This is a genomic window from Kitasatospora sp. NPDC001547 (assembly GCF_042894165.1).
GTDB lineage: Bacteria > Actinomycetota > Actinomycetes > Streptomycetales > Streptomycetaceae > Kitasatospora.
In genome coordinates, this window is the sequence record NZ_JBIAVL010000001.1 from 178,903 (window position 1) to 196,411 (window position 17,509).

19 protein-coding genes and 1 riboswitch are annotated in these 17,509 nt (G+C 75.3%); of the genes, 11 read left to right on the forward strand and 8 right to left on the reverse strand.

Annotation, left to right across the window (positions count from 1 at the left end; translation table 11 throughout):
- Positions 1–212: 212 nt before the first annotated feature.
- Positions 213–1,013, forward strand: coding sequence for a metal-dependent hydrolase (locus ACFY0X_RS00760; RefSeq protein WP_387747288.1), 801 nt, complete (start codon positions 213–215; stop codon positions 1,011–1,013).
- A 70-nt stretch (positions 1,014–1,083) separates the two neighbouring features.
- Here the strand turns inward: ACFY0X_RS00760 and ACFY0X_RS00765 are convergent, their stop codons facing one another.
- Positions 1,084–1,782, reverse strand: a complete 699-nt coding sequence (locus tag ACFY0X_RS00765) for a TetR/AcrR family transcriptional regulator (RefSeq protein ID WP_387747290.1) — start codon at positions 1,780–1,782, stop codon at positions 1,084–1,086.
- Between the two features lie 57 nt (positions 1,783–1,839).
- On the opposite strand from ACFY0X_RS00765, the gene ACFY0X_RS00770 reads away from it, so the two are divergent.
- From ACFY0X_RS00770 to ACFY0X_RS00780, 3 genes are all read left to right on the forward strand, one after another.
- Positions 1,840–3,327 carry an MFS transporter gene (locus ACFY0X_RS00770; protein ID WP_387747292.1) on the forward strand — a complete coding sequence of 496 codons (1,488 nt, stop codon included), beginning with the start codon at positions 1,840–1,842 and terminating at the stop codon, positions 3,325–3,327.
- On the forward strand, positions 3,324–3,728 hold the full coding sequence (locus ACFY0X_RS00775) for a cupin (protein WP_387747294.1): 405 nt from the start codon (positions 3,324–3,326) through the stop codon (positions 3,726–3,728). Before ACFY0X_RS00770 ends, ACFY0X_RS00775 begins: the two co-directional genes overlap by 4 nt.
- A 317-nt stretch (positions 3,729–4,045) precedes the next feature.
- Positions 4,046–4,522 (forward strand): hypothetical protein, encoded by a 477-nt coding sequence (locus ACFY0X_RS00780; RefSeq protein ID WP_387748046.1) that lies wholly within the window; start codon positions 4,046–4,048, stop codon positions 4,520–4,522.
- 56 nt (positions 4,523–4,578) lie between these two features.
- Here ACFY0X_RS00780 and ACFY0X_RS00785 read toward each other — a convergent pair whose 3' ends face one another.
- On the reverse strand, positions 4,579–5,133 hold the full coding sequence (locus ACFY0X_RS00785; protein WP_387747296.1) for a hypothetical protein: 555 nt from the start codon (positions 5,131–5,133) through the stop codon (positions 4,579–4,581).
- A gap of 306 nt (positions 5,134–5,439) precedes the next feature.
- Between ACFY0X_RS00785 and ACFY0X_RS00790 the strand changes: the two genes are divergently transcribed.
- Positions 5,440–6,273, forward strand: coding sequence for a hypothetical protein (locus tag ACFY0X_RS00790; protein ID WP_387747298.1), 834 nt, complete (start codon positions 5,440–5,442; stop codon positions 6,271–6,273).
- 226 nt (positions 6,274–6,499) lie between these two features.
- On the opposite strand, the gene ACFY0X_RS00795 is transcribed toward ACFY0X_RS00790, so the two are convergent.
- The 3 genes from ACFY0X_RS00795 to ACFY0X_RS00805 all read right to left on the reverse strand — a co-directional run bounded on the left by ACFY0X_RS00795 (position 6,500) and on the right by ACFY0X_RS00805 (position 9,497).
- Positions 6,500–7,708, reverse strand: a complete 1,209-nt coding sequence (locus ACFY0X_RS00795; RefSeq protein ID WP_387747300.1) for an MFS transporter — start codon at positions 7,706–7,708, stop codon at positions 6,500–6,502.
- 106 nt (positions 7,709–7,814) lie between these two features.
- Complete coding sequence (locus ACFY0X_RS00800) at positions 7,815–8,822, reverse strand: MerR family transcriptional regulator (RefSeq protein ID WP_387747302.1); 1,008 nt, start codon at positions 8,820–8,822, stop codon at positions 7,815–7,817.
- Positions 8,823–8,825: 3 nt separating this feature from the next.
- Positions 8,826–9,497: a HEAT repeat domain-containing protein gene (locus ACFY0X_RS00805; RefSeq protein WP_387747304.1), complete on the reverse strand. Its 672-nt coding sequence runs from the start codon at positions 9,495–9,497 to the stop codon at positions 8,826–8,828.
- Positions 9,498–9,723: 226 nt separating this feature from the next.
- Between ACFY0X_RS00805 and ACFY0X_RS00810 the strand changes: the two genes are divergently transcribed.
- On the forward strand, positions 9,724–10,152 hold the full coding sequence (locus ACFY0X_RS00810) for a hypothetical protein (RefSeq protein WP_387747306.1): 429 nt from the start codon (positions 9,724–9,726) through the stop codon (positions 10,150–10,152).
- Positions 10,153–10,298: 146 nt separating this feature from the next.
- Positions 10,299–10,441, forward strand: a riboswitch (SAM riboswitch).
- A 201-nt stretch (positions 10,442–10,642) separates the two neighbouring features.
- On the forward strand, positions 10,643–11,356 hold the full coding sequence (locus ACFY0X_RS00815; RefSeq protein WP_387747308.1) for an IclR family transcriptional regulator: 714 nt from the start codon (positions 10,643–10,645) through the stop codon (positions 11,354–11,356).
- A 113-nt stretch (positions 11,357–11,469) separates the two neighbouring features.
- On the opposite strand, the gene ACFY0X_RS00820 is transcribed toward ACFY0X_RS00815, so the two are convergent.
- The gene (locus ACFY0X_RS00820) at positions 11,470–12,723 is read right to left on the reverse strand and encodes a threonine/serine exporter family protein (RefSeq protein WP_387747310.1); all 1,254 of its coding nucleotides are present in this window, start codon (positions 12,721–12,723) and stop codon (positions 11,470–11,472) included.
- Between the two features lie 200 nt (positions 12,724–12,923).
- Here ACFY0X_RS00820 and ACFY0X_RS00825 point away from each other — a divergent pair, with 200 nt between their 5' ends.
- From ACFY0X_RS00825 to ACFY0X_RS00835, 3 genes are read left to right on the forward strand one after another with little or no spacing between them, the layout of a single operon-like run.
- A complete protein-coding gene (locus ACFY0X_RS00825; RefSeq protein WP_387747312.1) occupies positions 12,924–13,577 on the forward strand; it encodes a hypothetical protein in 654 nt (217 codons plus the stop codon).
- Positions 13,460–15,040: a hypothetical protein gene (locus tag ACFY0X_RS00830; RefSeq protein WP_387747314.1), complete on the forward strand. Its 1,581-nt coding sequence runs from the start codon at positions 13,460–13,462 to the stop codon at positions 15,038–15,040. The genes ACFY0X_RS00825 and ACFY0X_RS00830 overlap by 118 nt, the downstream gene beginning before the upstream one ends.
- Complete coding sequence (locus ACFY0X_RS00835; protein ID WP_387747316.1) at positions 15,028–16,113, forward strand: NAD-dependent epimerase/dehydratase family protein; 1,086 nt, start codon at positions 15,028–15,030, stop codon at positions 16,111–16,113. The genes ACFY0X_RS00830 and ACFY0X_RS00835 overlap by 13 nt, the downstream gene beginning before the upstream one ends.
- Before the next feature lie 42 nt (positions 16,114–16,155).
- On the opposite strand, the gene ACFY0X_RS00840 is transcribed toward ACFY0X_RS00835, so the two are convergent.
- Both ACFY0X_RS00840 and ACFY0X_RS00845 read right to left on the reverse strand, forming a co-directional pair.
- Positions 16,156–16,557 carry a hypothetical protein gene (locus ACFY0X_RS00840; protein ID WP_387747318.1) on the reverse strand — a complete coding sequence of 134 codons (402 nt, stop codon included), beginning with the start codon at positions 16,555–16,557 and terminating at the stop codon, positions 16,156–16,158.
- 24 nt (positions 16,558–16,581) lie between these two features.
- A complete protein-coding gene (locus ACFY0X_RS00845) occupies positions 16,582–16,872 on the reverse strand; it encodes a hypothetical protein (protein ID WP_387747320.1) in 291 nt (96 codons plus the stop codon).
- Between ACFY0X_RS00845 and ACFY0X_RS00850 the strand changes: the two genes are divergently transcribed.
- Positions 16,862–17,374, forward strand: coding sequence for a hypothetical protein (locus ACFY0X_RS00850; RefSeq protein WP_387747322.1), 513 nt, complete (start codon positions 16,862–16,864; stop codon positions 17,372–17,374). The two genes, ACFY0X_RS00845 and ACFY0X_RS00850, sit on opposite strands and share 11 nt — an antisense overlap.
- Positions 17,375–17,509: the final 135 nt, after the last annotated feature.

Consider the following 17,509-nt stretch of genomic DNA (forward strand, 5'->3'; position numbering starts at 1 on the left):
GGGGCGGGGGAGTCGACGGCCGGACAGGTGGGGGAGGAGACGGCCGGCCGGGGCGGGGGTGGATTCGACGCCGGGGCGAGGGTGACGCTGAACCGGGTGTCGCGGTGGGGTGGGCGCGAGGCGTTCGGCCGGTGATCTTGGACGGATAGGCTGCCGTGTTGTCAGGTCCTCAGGGTGAGGACGGAGCTGATGACGATCGGTGGTGTACGGACATGATGGGACCGGCGCATTCGCTGTCGGGTGCGACCGCGTGGCTGGGGGTGGGCGCGGTGGCGGCCGGGATGGGGGAGCCGATGCCTTGGCCGGTCCTGCTCGCGGGGGCGCTGATCTGTGCGGGGGCGGCGCTGGCGCCGGACCTGGACCACAAGGCGGCGACGATATCCAGGGCGTTCGGGCCGGTGTCCCGGGTGCTCTGCGAGGTGATCGACAACCTCTCGTACGCGGTGTACAAGGCCACCCGGGGCAAGGGCGATCCGCGGCGCTCGGGCGGCCACCGGACGCTGACGCACACCTGGCCCTGGGCCGTGCTGTGCGGGGCGGGTGCCGCGGCGGTGGCCGGGTACGGCGGCCGCTGGGGTGTGCTGGCGGTGCTGTTCGTGCACATGGTGCTGGCGATCGAGGGCCTGCTGTGGCGGCACGCCCGGGTCTCCAGCGACGTCCTGGTGTGGCTGCTGGGGGCGGCCGGCGCATGGATGATCGCGGAGGTCCTCGACAAGCCGGGCAACGGCTCGCAGTGGCTGTTCGAGGCGCCCGGGCAGCAGTACCTCTGGATCGGGCTGCCGATCGCGCTCGGCGCGCTGGTGCACTGCCTGGGCGACGCGCTGACCGTCTCGGGCTGCCCGGTGCTGTGGCCGATACCGATCGGCCGCCGGCGCTGGTACCCGATCGGGCCGCCGAAGGGCATGCGGTTCCGGGCCGGCAGCTGGGTGGAGCTCAAGGTGCTGACGCCGGTCTTCATGGGGGCCGGCGGGCTCTGTGCGGTGGGGGCGCTCGGCTTCTTCGGCAACGGCTGAGGCCGACTGCTTCCGAGTTCTTGGGAGTCGGCGGGGCGTCGGCTGGTGTGTCGCCGACCGCCCCGCCCGCTCAGCGGGCCGCGAGCAGGCCGTCGACCAGGGCGTCGAGGCCGTCCCGGTAGGTGTCCTGGGCGGTGAGCGGCGCCCAGCGGTCGGCGAGCCCGGCCAGGCGGGGGAGCCGCTCCGGGTCGAGCCCGGCGAAGACCTGCTGACGGTGGGTCGGGCCGTCGTCGGCCGCCCGGCGGCGGGCCGCCGTCGCGCGGACCATGATCTCGCCGGCGGTGTAGTACCAGATGGCGCGGTAGCCCTGGACGGCCCGTTCCGGCGACAGGCCGCAGCCGACCAGGCCGTCGACGATCTGCTCGACGAACCACAGGGCGTGGGCGGACAACAGGCTGTCCCCGGTCAGCACCTCGACGATCCACGGGCAGGCGGCGAGCGCCCCGTGGATGGCGGCCGCCGCGGCGACGACCCGTTCGCGCGGCTCGGCCGGGAGGTCGGTCGGCCGCAGCGTCCGCTCCGCGTAGTCGTCCAGCAGCAGGACGAGCAACTCCTCCTTGTCGCGGACGTGGTGGTAGAGCGCCATCGGCGTGCTGCCGACCTCGGTGGCCAGCCGGCGCATGGTCAGCCGCTCGACGCCCTCCTCGTCCACGATCCGGCGGGCCGCGGTGACGACCTCCTCCCGGGAGATGCGGGGAGGCCGGCCGGTGGCCTTGCGCGGTGCGGCGGGCTGCGGTGCGGCGGGCTGCGGGGCGGAGGGCTGCTGCATGCCCCCATCATCACCCGGGACTCGACAGCGGGGATCGTCCGGGGCTACTTTCTATACATGTACAGAAACTTACCGGGGCCACGCCCCGGCCTGGTGCTGGCGGCCGTGACCGTCGCACAGTTCGTCTTCGCCCTGGACATGTCCGTGGTCAACGTCGCCCTGCCCGCGATCCGGGCCGACCTGGGCTTCGCGCCGCTCGACCTCTCCTGGGTCGTGCACGTCTACGCGCTCACCTTCGGCGGGCTCCTGCTGCTGGGCGGCCGCGCCTGCGACCTGTACGGCCGACGGCGGCTGCTCCTGCTGGGCCTGGCCGTCTTCGGACTCTGCTCACTGGCGGGCGGACTGGCCCAGGAGCCCTGGCAGCTGGTCGCCGCCCGCGCCGGACAGGGCGTGGGCGCCGCGGCGGCGGCCCCGGCCGCGCTCGCGATGCTCACCACCACGTTCGCCGAAGGCCCCCGGCGGGTGCGCGCGCTCGGCGTGTGGAGCGCGGCCAACGCCGCCGGCGGCGCGCTGGGCGTCCTGGCCGGCGGACTGCTGACCGAGTACGCGAGCTGGCGCTGGGTCATGCTGGTCAGCCTGCCCGTCGTGGCGACGGCGCTCGCACTGCTGCCCGCCGGCAGCCCCGCCGGCGGCCCCGCGGGCGGCCTCGCCAGGGTGCCCGGGGCGCCTGACGCCCGGCCCGTACGGCGGGCGCGGCCGGACGTGCTCGGCGCCGTCCTCGCGACCGCCGGGATCGGGCTGCTGGTGTTCGGCGTGGTCCGCACCGACGTCCGGGGCTGGGGCTCCCCGGCCACCCTCGGCACGCTCGCCGCCGCGGTCGCGCTGCTGGCCGCCTTCGCCGTCACCGAGACCAGGACCGCGGCACCGCTGCTCCGGCTCGGCCTGCTGCGCAGCCGCTGGGTGGCCGGTGCCAACGTCCTGGTGTTCCTGGCCGCGGCCGGGCAGTTCACGGCCTTCTACTTCGTCTCCCTCTACCTCCAGCAGGTGCTGGGCCTGGGCGCCGCCGCCACCGGCCTCGCCTTCCTGCCCTTCTCGGCCGGGCTGGTCGCGGGCACCGTCCTCGCCACGCGCGTCGTCGCCGTCCGCACTCCCCGGGCCGCCCTGGTGCCCGGGGCCGTGCTGGCCGCCGCCGGACTGGCCTGGTTCGCCCTGATCAGCCCCGACGGCGGCTTCCTCACCGACGTCCTCGGCCCGTCCCTGGTCACCAGCATCGGCACCGGACTGGTGCTGGCCCCGGTCGCCGCCGCCGCGACCACCGGCGTGGCCGCCCGCGAGGCCGGTACGGCCTCCGGCCTGCTCAACAGCTCGCGCCAGCTCGGCGGTTGTGTCGGCCTGGCCGCCCTGGCCACCGTCGCCGCCCACCGCACCGGCGGCGCCACCGACCCCGCCGCCCTCAACGACGGCTACGCCACCGGACTGGCCGTCACCGCCGGGCTCTTCGTCCTCGCCGCACTGGTGGCGATCGCCGTGCTGCCCGGGCGGCGGCCGGAGGCGCCCCACCCGCTCGCCCCCGCCGACAACCGACTGGAAGGAACCCGCTCATGACGACCGCTCCGATCGCGGTGGTGGACCTGTTCGCCTCGGCCCTGCACATCCACCCCGACGGCGACCTCCGGGCCACCGAGCGCCGGATGACCGGCGGCGACGCCGGGGCCTGGCAGATCGCGACCTTCCACGTGGAGAGCGACGCCGACGTCCACGCCGACCACTGGGAGATGCACCCCGAGGCCGAGGAGGCGGTCTGCTGCCTGGCCGGCGGCGTCCGGCTCCACCTCCGCCCGGCCGGGCCCGGCGAGCCGGAGTCCATGGTGCGCCTGGCGCCCGGCAGCGCGGTGATCGTCCCCCGGGGCCGCTGGCACCGGCTGGAGCTCGACGCCCCCAGCGACCTGATGTCCATCACCCTTCGCACGGGCACCCGGCTGGAACGGCGTACCGAGGCAGGCTGACGGGAGGCGCGCCCGCGCGCCGCGGTCGTCAACTCGGCTGCCGGTACCTCGCCCTGACGTGTGAGGCGCCGTTGCCGGATGACGGGAGCGGGGGACAGGGCCCGTCCCACCGCCACCGTGTCGCCCCGGCCGGCCCGGGGCGGCACCGCCGTACCCGCCGCCGCGGGGTGCTCCCGGACGGATCCGTCCGGCCCCGTCCGACCGGTCGCCTACCCTACGAACGGACCGGCCGTCCAGGCCGTGGCCGCTCAAGGAGGAGTCCCGTGTCGTCCTGCGACCCCCAACACGCTCCCGTCGGCGATGTGAGCGCAGCGCTCATGGTGATCGACTCCCGGCTCAAGTCCGTCTACGACGGCAAGTCCGGGACGGACCCCGAGCACCAGCGGATGGTCGACCAGCTCACCGCGTCCTTCGGCCCCGAGGAGGCCGAGGCGCTGGTGGACGGCGCCTGCACGCTCGTCTACATCTACATGAACTGGCTGCGCTCGGCCTTCGAGCAGCAGGAGGAGGACGTGATCGAGCACGCCGTCCCCAGCCTGGTGGCCACCATGCGGATGATGCCGAGGACCTTCCGTCCCGAGGTGGTCCCCATGATGGCGGGCCTGCTCGTCGCCGCCGGCACCGGGCTGAGCCCCAACCTGTGGCGCGCCCAGTACGGGCCGTGGACGAAGGAGGAGATGAACCCCCTGGAGGCCACGGCGGTGCTGCTCGCGGAGTACATCAACCGGATCTCCGGCCAGGGCGAGGACTTCGCCACCAAGCTGGTCTCCGACGCGCTGTCCCAGCTGGACTAGGAGCGCCGGGCGCCGCCCCCGACGGCGCGGCGCCGCGGCCCGGGTGGAGCGGCCGCTCAGCCGTGCATCACCCCGGTCTCCAGGGCCAGGGTGTCCAGGCCGTACCGGGTGACGTGGTCGACGTTCTCCAGGTCGATCGTGCGGACGCCCTCGGCAGCGAGCCGCTCGTTGATCTCGTCCAGGTGCCGCTGGACGGTCTGCTTCTCGGCGTCGGTGGTGCGGCCCTTGTGCGGCCGCCCGGCGTGCTCCAGGCTGGCGTAGTCGACCCGCTCCCGGTGGGTGGCGGCCGCCGCCCCGTGGCCGGCGGCCCGGGCGGCCGGCCTGGCGCCGCGCAGCACCTCGGCCATCGGCGCGGCCGAGGCCAGCCGGTCGAACGTCCCGGCCTCCATCACCACCGTCTGCGGCTCCGCGCGGTCCGGGTGGTGCAGTTCGACGGTGACCAGGTCGAGCGCCAGCTCCCGCACCCCGCCCAACTCCCCGGCGAGCGCGTCGATCTCGACCGGGCCGTCCGTCAGGTCGGGGTGCTGGAGCACCACGATCCGCACCAGGTCCCGGTCGCTCTCCGCGTGCTTGCCGGTCAGGTCCGAGAACCGGATGATCTTCTGGCCCATGTCTCCCTCTCCTGCCCCTGCGATCAGCCGAGAGCCTACGCCCGGATGATCATCCCCGCCGCCCGGTCTCGCCTGCCCCCGGTCCGGGCCGGGCGGCCACGGCAAGCAACGCCCGGGCGGTCGGCGGCAGTTCGGTCCGGTCCCGGCCCGTTCGGGGCTCCTTCCCGGCGGGTCGCCGCCGGACCCGGTCCGGTAGGTGGAGGGTGGGGGCGGCCGGTTTCGGGATTCGCCGACGGGGCGTGCGGGGACGCCGTACGCTCGGGGCGCAGGCGGTCGGCCGCCGCCCGGGACCCGGAGGAGGACGGTGTGGACACGGCTGCCGTACGGCGGGACACGGGCACGGAGCGGCCGCCCGGCGAGCCCCGGATCGACCCGCTGCTCGCCGACCGCGTCACCGAGGCGCTCCTCCTGGCCGGCCTGCCCGTCGGGTACGGCGGACACGGGCCCGGTGTCCAGCTGCGCCCGGCCCGGCCGTACGACGACTCCGACGACTGCGCGGGCCTGATCGCCCTGCACTGGGAGCCCGGGCCCCGGCTGGCGGCCGCCGCGGCCATGGAGCAGCCCGAGCAGCCGGCCGCCGCCGCCCGGCGGATCGTCGACAGCACCATGCGGAACGCGCTGGCGGAGTTCCTGCCGGCCTTCGGCGTCGAGGTCGTGGCCGGCCGGCTCGGCGGGGAGACCAGGGTCGGCCGGGCCGGCGGCCCCGCCCCGGCCACCGGCCAGGACGCCTCCGTGCCCGCGCCGACAGGGGCCGGCCCGCGGGACCTCGGCATCGGCGCGGACGTCGTCCACGCGGTGCGCCGCGCCGCCGCGCTGGCCGGGCTGCCGGTCGCCGACCACCCGGACGCGCCCGGCATCGCCCTCACGCCGTGCCGGCCCGTCGACGACGGCGACGACACCACCGGCGTCGCCGACCTCCGCTGGAACCCCTCCCGGCGCCTGGCCGCCGCGGCCGAGGGCGACACCCCCGCCGCCGAGCGGGCCGCCCGCGCCCGGACCGCCGTCCAGGACGCGATGCGGCACGCCTTCGGCGCCGTCCTCGGCGCCTGCGGCCTCGACCTCCAGTGGCGCCGCCCGGCCGCGCTCCCGTACCAGCTGCGCGCCTACGGACCGGCCGAGCAGCCGCCGATCCGGCGCTGACCGGCGGGAGTCGGGCGGAGCGGGACCGGCTTCCGGCCGCAAGTCGGTTGTCGGTCGGGGGTGTTGGTGGTGCCGCCGGGGCGGCGGTTACGGCACCTCGGCCTGCTCCCGCAGTTCCGGCACGCCGTGCGGCAGTTGACCGGGGCGAGTCGGGCGGAGCGGGACCGGCTTCCGGCCGCAAGGCGGCTGTGGGTCGGGGGTGTCGGTGATGCCGCCGGGGCGACGGCTATGGTACCTCGGCCTGCTCTCGCAGTTCCGGCGCGCCGTGCGGCAGTTGACCAGCGGCGGCCTCGACCGGCGGGCGCCGCAGGGGCGTTCGGAGGCGGTGGGCGAGGGCGCTGGCCGCCACGCAGAGCGCCAGGGCGGCCCAGAGCAGCGGGGGGTTCTGCAGGCCCACGCCGATGACGGCCGGGCCGACCGCGTAGGACACCGTCCAGGTCAGCTGGAACACGGACATGTACGGGCCTTCGTCGCCCTTGGGCGCCAAGCCGACCGCCGCCGCGGCCGCGGTCGGCTTCGAGGCCAGCTCGGCCAGCGCCAGCACCACGGCCACGAGGACGGCGAGCGGCCCCTGGAGGGCGTGCGGGGCGCTGGAGACGGTCGCGGTCAGGGCGATGGCGCAGGCCGCCGCGCCGATCGACAGGCCCAGCACCCGTGACCTGGTCCAGCCGGACAGCCGTCGGCTGATCCGCATCTGCAGGGTGGTGGCGGTGGCGTAGCGGACGGCGACCACGACGGTCGGCCAGTAGGCGGCCTGGTGGAGCGTCTCGACCAGGTAGACGGGGAAGGCGACCGTCGGGATCAGCCAGGCCGCCGACAGCAGTGTCTGGGATGCCACCAGCGACAGGAAGGGCCGGTCCGCGAGTGCCGCCCGGGCGTTGGACCTCGCCGCCCTGGGCCCGGGCCGCTCGGCGGCCGGCACGGCGACCCCCAGCAGGAGGACGGCGGCGAGCAGGGAGCTGGCGCTGTTCAGGGCGAGCGCGGCCTGCAGGCCGTGCCCGCCGGCGAGCGCCATCAGGGCGGTCGCCCCCAGCGTGCCGACCCCCAGCGAGGTGGTCTTGAGCACGGTGACCGCGGAGAACCACTCGGTGAGCTCGGCCGGCTTCGCGAACCGCGCGACCAGCGTCGGCCAGGCGGCGCCGTAGAGCCGGTCGGCGGCGGTCACCAGGAAGGTGACGGCCGCCACGGCGGGCAGCTCGTCCGCCGCGAAGAACAGGCCGTACCCGAGCGCGGTCAGGACGTTGCTGACGAGCAGGCAGGACTTGGGCCCGAGGGCCTGGACGAGCCGTCCGCAGAGCGGCACGACGGCGAAGGACGCGAGCGAGCCGACCGTCACGGCCGTGCCCGCGGCGGCCGCCGGGAAGTGCTGGACGGTGACGAAGTACAGCAGCGACAGCGGCAGGAAGACGCCGGAGCCGAACGTGTCGATCGCCACCGAGAGGAACAACCGCCGCTGCCGACGGAACCGCCCGGCCCCTGTCACGCCACCCCCACCACGATCGAACCCGCCCCTCTGGAACCCACCCCGGCCGCGGTACGGACTACCGCGTGTCGTCGCGCAGCTTGAGAATGTACGTCGCGGTGAGCGAGACCGCACGGTCCTCGTCCCGCGACAGCTCCTCCAGGGCGCGGGACGTCGTGCTCCCCGGGACCTCCGCGAGCGCCTGGGTCAGCCGCCGGCGGGCGTCCGGTCCGACGGCGTCGTGGGCGAGGCGGTCGACCAGACCGGTGGCGATCCGCTCCGCCAGCGCCGGGTCGCCCGCCAGCGCGCCCAGCGCGTCGGCCGCGTCGGCGTCGTTCACTGCCTCGACGACCATGCCGATGAGCGTCGGCACGGCCTCCGCCACGCCCCGGGCCCCGAGCGCCAGGGCCGCGTACCCGCGGACCACGGCGTCGGGGCTGCCGAGGGCGTCCCGCAGCAGCGCGGTCGCCGTACCGTCCGGCAGCTCGGCGAGGCAGCGGACGGCCCGTTCGCGCACCTCGGCCGCGGGTGCCCGCAGGCCCTCCGCGAGCAGGGCCGCGCCGTCCTCGCCGGCCTGCGCCAGCGCCCAGCGGAGGGCACCGGCGACGTGCGGGTCCGACTCGCCCAGGACGGCCTCGACCAGCGCCTCCGCCGGCACCGGGACGGCCTCGCCGACGGACAGGGCCGCGCGCTGGCGGGCCCCCGGGCTCTTCGACTCCAGGCCCTGGAGCAGCGCGACGACCCGGAGGGCCTCCTCCCAGCCGGCGGGTTCCGCGGCGTCGATCCGGCGCAGCCGGGTGAGCAGCTCCGTCTCCGCCGCGATGCGCTCGCGGGTCCGGCGGATCAGGTCGTCGACGAGCTCCGCGGGCGCGAAGCCGGGATCGTCGAGGGCCCGCCCGACGTCGCGCAGCGACAGGCCCAGCGACCGCAGGCTCTCGATGTGGAAGATCCGCCGGATGTCCTCGTCCGAGTACCGGCGGTAACCCGAGTCGGTGCGCTCCGTCGGCCGCACCAGTCCGAGCGATTCGTAGTGCCGGAGCATGCGGGCGCTGACCCCGGACCTCCGCGCGACGTCGCCGATCAACACTGCCTACCGTCCCTCCCGGCCGCCCCCGCCGAGGGCCACCGTGCGCTTCGCCTCCTCGATCGCCGACTCGAAGCCGGCGTCCGGGTCGTGCCACAGCCGTTCCGTGGCGAGCGCGTGGGCGCGCACCCGGGGGTCGCGGTCCGTCGCCGCGGTGGCCAGCACCGGCAGCACCACCTCCCCGAGCCCGATCAGCGCCCGGCTCAGGCTCAGCCGTGTCTCGTGTCCGCCGCGTCCGAGCTGAGCCGCCAAGCCTACGGCCAGCTCGCGTTCGCCACCCTCGGGCACCAGCACGACGGCGGCCCGCCAGGCGCTGCGGGCCACCTCCTCGTCGGCGTCGGCCAGCAGCGCCGGGGTGACCGCCGGCCAGGCCCGGCGGTCCCCGATCTTGGACAGCGTGTGCAGGGCCTGGCTCCGGGCCTGCGCGCGCTCCGAGCGGACCTCGCCGAGCAGCAGCGGGACGGTCACCGCCGCCTCGTACCGGGTGAGCGCCCAGGTGAGCATCTCCCGTACGAGGAACTCGGGTTCGACCGCGCACCGCTCGACGAGCCCGCCGACGAGCCCCGGCCGCGGGCTCGTGCCGACGGCCAGCGCCGCCCGCAGCCGCACCGACGGGTCGTCGTGCGCCAGCCCCCGGAGCGCCCGCACCGTGTCCGTGTCCTCTTCCGCCCTGGTCATCAGGACCACCTCCTGGGCCACAGTGAAGGGCTTGCCACCGTGACAAGGTCAAGCGGACCCGGGCACGCGGCCCACGGCGGCGGGATGGGGAGTCCGGTCTTACCGTGAATACGGGGCTCCGCCGACGCGGGTGCACGTCCCCGCGCTCCCGGAGCACCGCCGCCCGGCTGCCCTCCCCCCGTCTCCCCGTGTCCGCGAGGCGGCTGCCACCGAAGGAGCCCATGTCATGGCCAGTAGTGCTACCGGAGCCGGCCCCGTCGCCAGGGGCCCCGAGCGGTACCCCCACGCGAGCGGGTGGACCGTCTTCGCGGGGGTCATGCTGATCACGGCCGGCATGATGGCGGTCTTCCAGGGGGCCGCGGCCGTCCGCAAGGACGGTCTGCTGATCGTCACCCGCAGCTACGTGTACTCGATGAACACCGAGGGGTGGGGATGGATCCACCTCATCCTCGGCGTCGTCGTGGTGGTGGCCGGTGTGGCGGTCTTCAGCGGCGCCGTCTGGGCCCGCGTCGTCGGCGTCGTCGTCGCCGGGCTGGGCATGCTCGCCAACTTCCTCTGGCTGCCCTACTACCCCGTCTGGGCCATCGTCCTGATCGCGGTCGACGCCCTGGTCATCTGGGCGCTGTGCGTCGGACGGGTGGACAGGCCAGCCTGACCGGCAGCGCACTCCTCCGCCCGGTCCGCCCGCCCCCCTCGCCCGCCCGATCCGCCGCCTGCCGGACGCCCGTCGCCCGGCAGGCGGACGCACGTGTGGGCGGGGGGCTTGCCGAGCGCCCCGGGGAGTCTTGTATCGTTCCTGGCGAATCATCCAGAGGGGTGGAGGGACCGGCCCTACGAAGCCCCGGCAACTCCCCGTTCGACCCGGCGTCCGAAGTACGCGCCGTGCCGTCCGGGGTCAGTGCCAACTCCGGCCTGTCGCCACTGTGGCGCGGGAAAGATGAGGAGACACGGTGCTCTCTGTGCTGTCCTTCGCCCGGGCGCTTCCCGCCCCGGCCCTTTCGCGTACCCGTCTCGTGCCCGGCGCAGGCAATCGGCCGACTTCCCCGGCCCGTCCTCGCTGACCACCCCCCGGCTCCCCACCCGGAGCCACCGGTGAGCAGCGCCGACCCGCTGCTCCCGGGCCCTGAGACTGGAGTACCCCACCCATGGAGAACACGAGCGGCGTCGGCGTGCTCGACAAGGTCACCTCGATCCTCGGCATCCTGGAGGCCGGCCCCGTCACGCTGGGCGGCCTGGTCGCCGCCACCGGCATGGCGCGGCCCACCGCCCACCGCCTGGCCGTCGCGCTCGAACACCACCGCCTGGTCAGCCGGGACATGCAGGGCCGGTTCATGCTCGGCCCCCGGCTCGGCGAGCTCTCGGCGGCCGCCGGCGAGGACCGGCTGCTGGCCGCGGCCGGCTCGGTGCTCACCCACCTGCGGGACGTCACCGGCGAGAGCGCCCAGCTCTACCGCCGGCAGGGCGAGGTGCGGATCTGCGTGGCCGCCGCCGAGCGGCTCTCCGGCCTGCGCGACACCGTGCCGGTGGGCATCACGCTCCCCATGAAGGTCGGCTCCGCGGCCCAGATCCTGCTCGCCTGGGAGGAGCCCGAGCGCCTCCACCGCGGTCTGCAGGGCGCCCGCTTCACCGCCACGGCCCTGAGCGGCGTACGGCGGCGCGGCTGGGCCCAGTCCGTGGGCGAGCGCGAGCTCGGGGTGGCCTCGGTCTCCGCGCCCGTGCGCGGCCAGTCCAACCGGGTGGTGGCCGCGGTCTCGGTGTCCGGGCCGGTCGAACGCCTCACCCGGCATCCCGGCGCCACCCTCTCCCAGGCCGTCGTCGAGGCGGCCCACCGCCTCACCGAGGCCCTGCGCCACCCCTGAGAAGAGCTCCGGGCCCTGGGGCGCACCTCCGCGCGCCCCAGGGCCCGGTTCCCGGGTCGAGGCTCCGGCCCGGTCCCGGCGGGAGGGCTGAGGCCCGGTCCCGGCGGGACGGCTCAGGCTCGGGACAGCAGCCCGGCGCGGCAGGGACGGGGGATCCGGCTGATCACGGCGCCGATCAGCGTGCCGATCGACACTCCGAACACCGCCGAGACGGCCGCCAGGACCGACTGGGCGCCGTTGCCGACCTCGATCTGCGCGGTGTTCAACAGGCCGAAGGAGCCCGGCACCACGATCCAGAACGCCGGGAGGTAGAGCACCTGCCAGAGCGGCCCGCCCGGCAGCCAGTGCACCAGGGTGGCCGCGACCGCGGCGGCGACCGCCCCGGCCAGGCCGCCGATCGCCGCGCCGTGCGCCGACCCCACCGCCACCTGGGCGGTGGCGCTGACCGCGATCACGGCGACGATCCACGGGATGGTCGAGGGCGGCGTGTGGACGTTGACCACCACGCCGGCCACCGCGATCGCCAGGCCCAGCGCGATCACCCACCAGCTGGGCTGGGCGACCTGGACGTTGGCCAGCGCGGTGGCCGGCATGCCGATCGCCGTCGCGGCAGCGGCCACCCCGGCGAGGAAGAGCGCCAGCTGGACCGCGCCGGACACCAGCCGGGCGGTGCCCGCGCTGGCCGCGCCCGCGGCGATCTCGGACAGCCCGGTGACCAGCAGCCCGCCCGGCAGCAGGATCGCCAGGGTGGCCACGATGGTCCGCAGCGGGCCGTCCAGCAGCGACGCCCGCGCGAGCCCCAGGACCAGCAGGGCGACCAGGAACCCGGCCGTGACGGGCAGCAGCGGCCGCAGGTACGGGAACCGCCGGGCGAGCACGGTCAGCCCCACCACGATCAGCGAGCCGAGCCCGGCCGCCAGGACGTTCGCCGCCACCGGCTGGAGGAAGAGGCAGACCCCCACGCCGACCGGCAGCGCCCCGAGGTCCGCCACCCACGCGGGCCAGCGGGCCGGCGCCCGCCGGATCCGGTCCAGCTCGGCGAGCGCCCGGGGCCCGTCGAGCTCGCCCGCCCGCAGCCGGTGCACCAGGTGGAGGACGTCGGCCGTCTGCTCGAACCGCAGCGCACCGCCGACCGGCTGGAACCTGGTGGCCCCGTCCGGGCCGAGCGAGACGAACAGCCCGTTGGTCAGCGCGGCGACCCGCGCCTCCGGAGCCCCCGACGCCCGTGCCAGCCCACGGAGTTCCTCCTCGACGTCGTGGACGGGCAGGCCACCGCCGAGCAGGGCCTCGCCCAAGTCGAGGAGCAGACGGTGGAGCGGCTCGGGCGGGGCGTCGAGGACCCGGGCCGACGGAGACTTGCTAGACATGGCGGATATCGTCCCACCCTGCCCGGTTCGGACCGACTCTGCCCCGGTCTGTTCGGTCATGGACCGGTCGAGCGCGTGTCCCACCCGGCCTCCCGGCTCCGGGCAGTAGCATCGCCTGGACCTGTTTCGGGATGCCTTCCGGTGAATCCGTGACGGTTCGACCGCACGCGGGAAGACCGTCCTCCGGCGTTGGGGGAGATGTGACCGTCGTCGCCGCCGTGGCCCGCTCCACCCGGGTCCGACCGCTCTCCGCCGCCGACCTGCTCGCCGAGGCGGTCGCCCGGGCCGGTCTCTGGGAACGGCTCGCCGAGCGGGCGCACGGCGAGCCGGGGACGGTCGCGGTGCTGCTGGCACCGGGCGCCTCCGGGTACGGCGATCCGGCGACGGCCGTCGACGCCGCCCTGGTGGAGCACCTGATCGACCTGCTGCACGACCGCGGCTACCGGGACGTCACCGTCGGCGCCGCCCGCTGCGGCCCGGACACCTGGCTGGCCGGCCCCGGGCTCCCCGAAGCCTGCCGCCGGCTCGGCTACACGGGGCGCACCCCGCAGGGCAACGCCTACCGCGTCGTGGACCTGGCGGAGGACGTCGAACCGGCCGGGTTCCCCGACTCCTCGGTGCTGCACGGCAGCGGGATGGCGCGCGGCTGGCTGGAGGCGGGCTTCCGGATCAACATCGCGAAGAACAGCACCCATCGGAGTTCGGCTACGCGCTGTGCCTGGCCAACCTGTTCGGCGTGCTCCCGCAGGACGACAAGCACCACCACTACCGCGCCCGGCGCGACGGTGCCGAGGTCGTCGTGGACCTGCTGCGCACCCACCCGCCGGACTTCCACCTCGTCGACGCCGTGGTGAGCAGCCACGGCTGCGCCGGATCGCAGGTCGGCAGACCGCTGCGGACGGGGACGGTGATCGCCGCGGCGGACGGCGTGCTGGCGGACCTGGTCGGCGCGCTGCTCATGGGCGTCGACCCCGCCTCGTCGCCGCTCTACGCGCGGGTGCTCGACGACTGCGGCCTGCCGGACGACTACCGGATCGACGGCGACCTCACGCCCTACCAGGGCTGGCGCAACCCGCCGAGGCCGCTCGTCGAGGCGGTGCGCCGGCTCGCCCCCGACGGGTGGGCCCACCGGCTGTTCAGCGTCGCCGCCTGGCACGTCGCCCCGGGCACGGCGCAGGTCACCGACCCGGCGCTCGCCCGGCTCTCCCGGATCCTCACCTCGCTGATCCGCGCCGCGGACACCAACCCGGCCGCCGCCACCCTCTGCGCGGTGCTCGGCGCGACCGCCTTGGCTTCCTCCACCGTCCGCGCCTGGCGGGCGGGGAACGCCAAGGACGGCCTCCGCCACCGGGACGTCTCCCTCGCGGTCGACCCGGACGCCTACACCCTCGCGGACTTCGACCGGATCACCGACCTGCTGCGCCCGCTGGAGACGGTGATCGACGCGCTGCCCGCCGACGCCTGGCAGATGCGCCGGCGGCACGTCGGGCACTCGATCCTGTTCGGCTGCGAACGCACCGTCAACGCGCCGTACCGGGAGTTCGTCCGGCGGGTCGACGTCAGCCGGTCCATCAGCTACATGACCGACTACCTCGGCGGACGGGTCCACGTGGTGTCCCGCGACGCCCGGGGCCGCCCCACCCGCCAGATCGAACGCAACCTGTACCTGGCACAGCCGAACTACCTGGCGTACTACGGCGGCCCGCCCATCGACGTCTGCAAGCTGGAGTCGGTGGACTACGCGGAACAGCGGCAGCGGATCTCCTGGCGGACGGTCCGCAGCCCGAACGGGTCCGCCGACTACGACGACGGATCGGTCACCTTCCTCCCGGCGGACGGCGGCGCCCGCACCCGGATCGTCATCCGGGTCCGCCAGCGGTTCACCCTGCCGCTGACCTGGCAGGTGATCCGCCCCGACACCCGGCCCAAGCTCAGGGACCCGCTGGTGCAGGACTCCTACCAGCGCTTCTTCACCCGCACCCTCGACAACTTCGAGGCGCAGTACGAGGGCCGCCCCTACCGGATCGGCCGCCCCTGGGAGGAGCTCGACGACCTGGAGGCGGCCGAACTGCCCACCCGGCGGCTGACCGAGGCCGCCCTGATGCTGCGGACCGTCGCCGCCCAGGCCCTGACCGTGCCGCCACCGCCGGGACGGCTGGGGCCGGACGGCTTCTGGCACGTCACGCCCGGCGACCTCCCGAGCCGCACCCCGCTGCTGGCGGAGTTCCGCGAGTCGCTGCGCCCGGCGGTGGCCGGCTTCTGGCAGGGGCTGCGCGAGGCCGCGGCCCGGGACCGGCGCTCCCGGTGGACGCCGTGAGGGCGTGCGTCACCGGGGCCAGCGGGCTCGTCGGCTCCCAGGTGGTGCGCGCGCTGCGCGCCGCCGGCCACGAGGTGCGGGCGCTGGTGCGCCGCAGCAGCGACCTGCGACAGCTGCACGGCCTGGACGTGCCCCTGGTCAACGCGGACCTGCGCGACCCGCTCAGCCTGCGGCCCGGGTTCGAGGGCTGCGACACGGTGTTCCACTGCGCCGCCGTCTTCGCCTACTGGGACGCCAGCAGGGAGGAGCTCACCAAGGCCAACGTCGAGGGCACCTGCGAGGTGCTGCGGGCGGCGGCGCTGGCCGGGGTCCGGCGGATGGTGGTGACCTCGTCGTCCATCACCTGCGGCTCCTCCGGCGGACCGGTGGCCCGGGACGAGGAGTGGACGCCCGGGGAGGAGTACCTGCCGGACTACTTCGTCACCAAGCTGGAGCAGGAGCGGACGGCCTTCGCCCTGGGCGCCGAGCTCGGCCTGGACGTGGTGGCGGCCTGCCCGACCATCGTGGTCGGCGGCCCCGACTGGCGGCTGGTGCCCAGCAACGCGCTGATCACCCGGTACCTGGCCGACCCGCTGCGCACCACCTACCCGGGCGGCTGCAACATCGTCTCCGTCCGGGACGTCGCGGCCGGCCACGTGCTGCTCGCCGAGCGCGGGGCGCCCGGGGAGCGCTACCTGCTCGGCGGCGAGAACTGGGCCTGGCGGACCATCCACCAGACCGTCTCCGAGCTGTGCGGCACGCGGGGGCCGTGGGCCACCACCAGCCACACGGGCGCGTACCTGGCGGCGACGCTGGGGGAGATCCGCGCGGTGCTGACCGCGCGGGCCCCGGCGACCACCCGGTCGGAGGCCCGGACGATGGGGCGCTTCTACTGGTACCGGCACGACCGGGCCGCGGGCCTCGGCTACAGGCCGCGGCCCGCGCGGCAGGCACTGGTCGAGGCGCTCGGCTGGCTGGTGACCAGCCCGCACCTGTCGGACCGGGTCAGGTCCGGGCTGCGGCCGCGCCCGGAGGTGACGGGCGCGCGGGAGCTGCTGCCCCGCCCGCTGGGGGAGGGGGACCCGGCGGGCTGAGGAGAGGACCCGGTGGGCTGAGGAGAGCCGGCGGGCCGAGCGTCACCGCTTCGGGGTCCTGGAGCGGGACGGCCGGGCGGGCTTCGGCGCGGGCTCGTCGGTCTCCTCCGGGAGGGGCTCGACGTCCCCCTCCACGGCCCTGCGCAGGTGGTCCCGCAGCCGCTGCTCGTGCTCCCGGGTGACCTCCGCGACCTGCTGGGCGTAGTCGATGCCGAGGCCGCTCAGCTCCATGGCGAACCTCAGGTCCTCCTCGGCGACGAACTTCCAGTACTCGCTGTAGACCTTCCCCCAGGGGAGCCTGCCGGTGGCCAGGCCGGCGGTCAGCTCCGCCCAGTCGCCCCACATCGAGGTCTGGAGCTCGGCGACCGTGGCCGCGGTGGACCGCAGGTGCTCCCAGCCCGCCTGGAGTTCGTCGTTCAGCTGCTCGGGGGTTTCGGCGCTCATGGGCACTCCTCGGTTCGGGTTTCCTCAGGCCGGGTTTCGGGCGGGGGCCGCCTGCGGGCTCAGCAGCGTGCTGTGGTGGAACCCCAGGCGGGGATCGGTCCAGACGGGCAGTTCGGGAAGGTGGCTGCGCAGCTCCGGCATCGCGACCCGCAGCCGTACGGTGTTGGCCGGGTAGTCGTACACGGTGATCGTGTTCAGCCCCCGGTTGGCGGTGAACAGCAGGGACTGGTCGGCGGAGAGCTGGCGGTGGGCGACCGCCCTCCGTTCCTCGCGGAAGTCCTTCATGGAATGACAGGTGGATCCCATGATGCCCACCGAAACGATCATGACACCGGCGCTTGGAGAGACTGCGGACTCGGACGTGGTGTCCGACGTCAAGACGGTCACCACCAGGCAGGAAAGTGCTCCTATCGGGCGCAAGGGCGAGAAGGGATTTCATATTTTCACGATCACGCTGGGTGTAGACCCGCAAGGCGGCAAATATGAGCCCGGAGTGCTGAAGTACGAGCTCAAGGCCCCCAGCGGCTGGTACTGGGTCAAATTCGCGAGCTACTACTACGACGAGAAGGAGTACAAGGCCACCGCGGCGAAGATCCTCGACGCGACCGTCGAGGGCAGGACGCTCTCCTTCAGTCTCGACAGCCACCTGAACACGGGCAAGGACGGCGACAAGACCCGCCTGTGCTTCACGGTGATGGCCGATCCGGAGAAGGACGCCGAGGCCAAGCTCACCAGCGACGGGAAGGTCACCGTAACCGGGGACGCGGGGAAGAAGATCCCTGCGGTGATCAGCCTCAGCGGCGTCGTCACCGCGTAGTACGCGGGAACACCGAAGCCGGCAGCGGCGGGGGGGGGGGGGGGGCCCGCGCCCCCCCCCCCCCCCCCCCCCCCCCCCCCCCGGCGGGGGCCCCCCCCCCCCCCGCCCCCCCCCCGCCCCCCCCCCCCCGGGGCC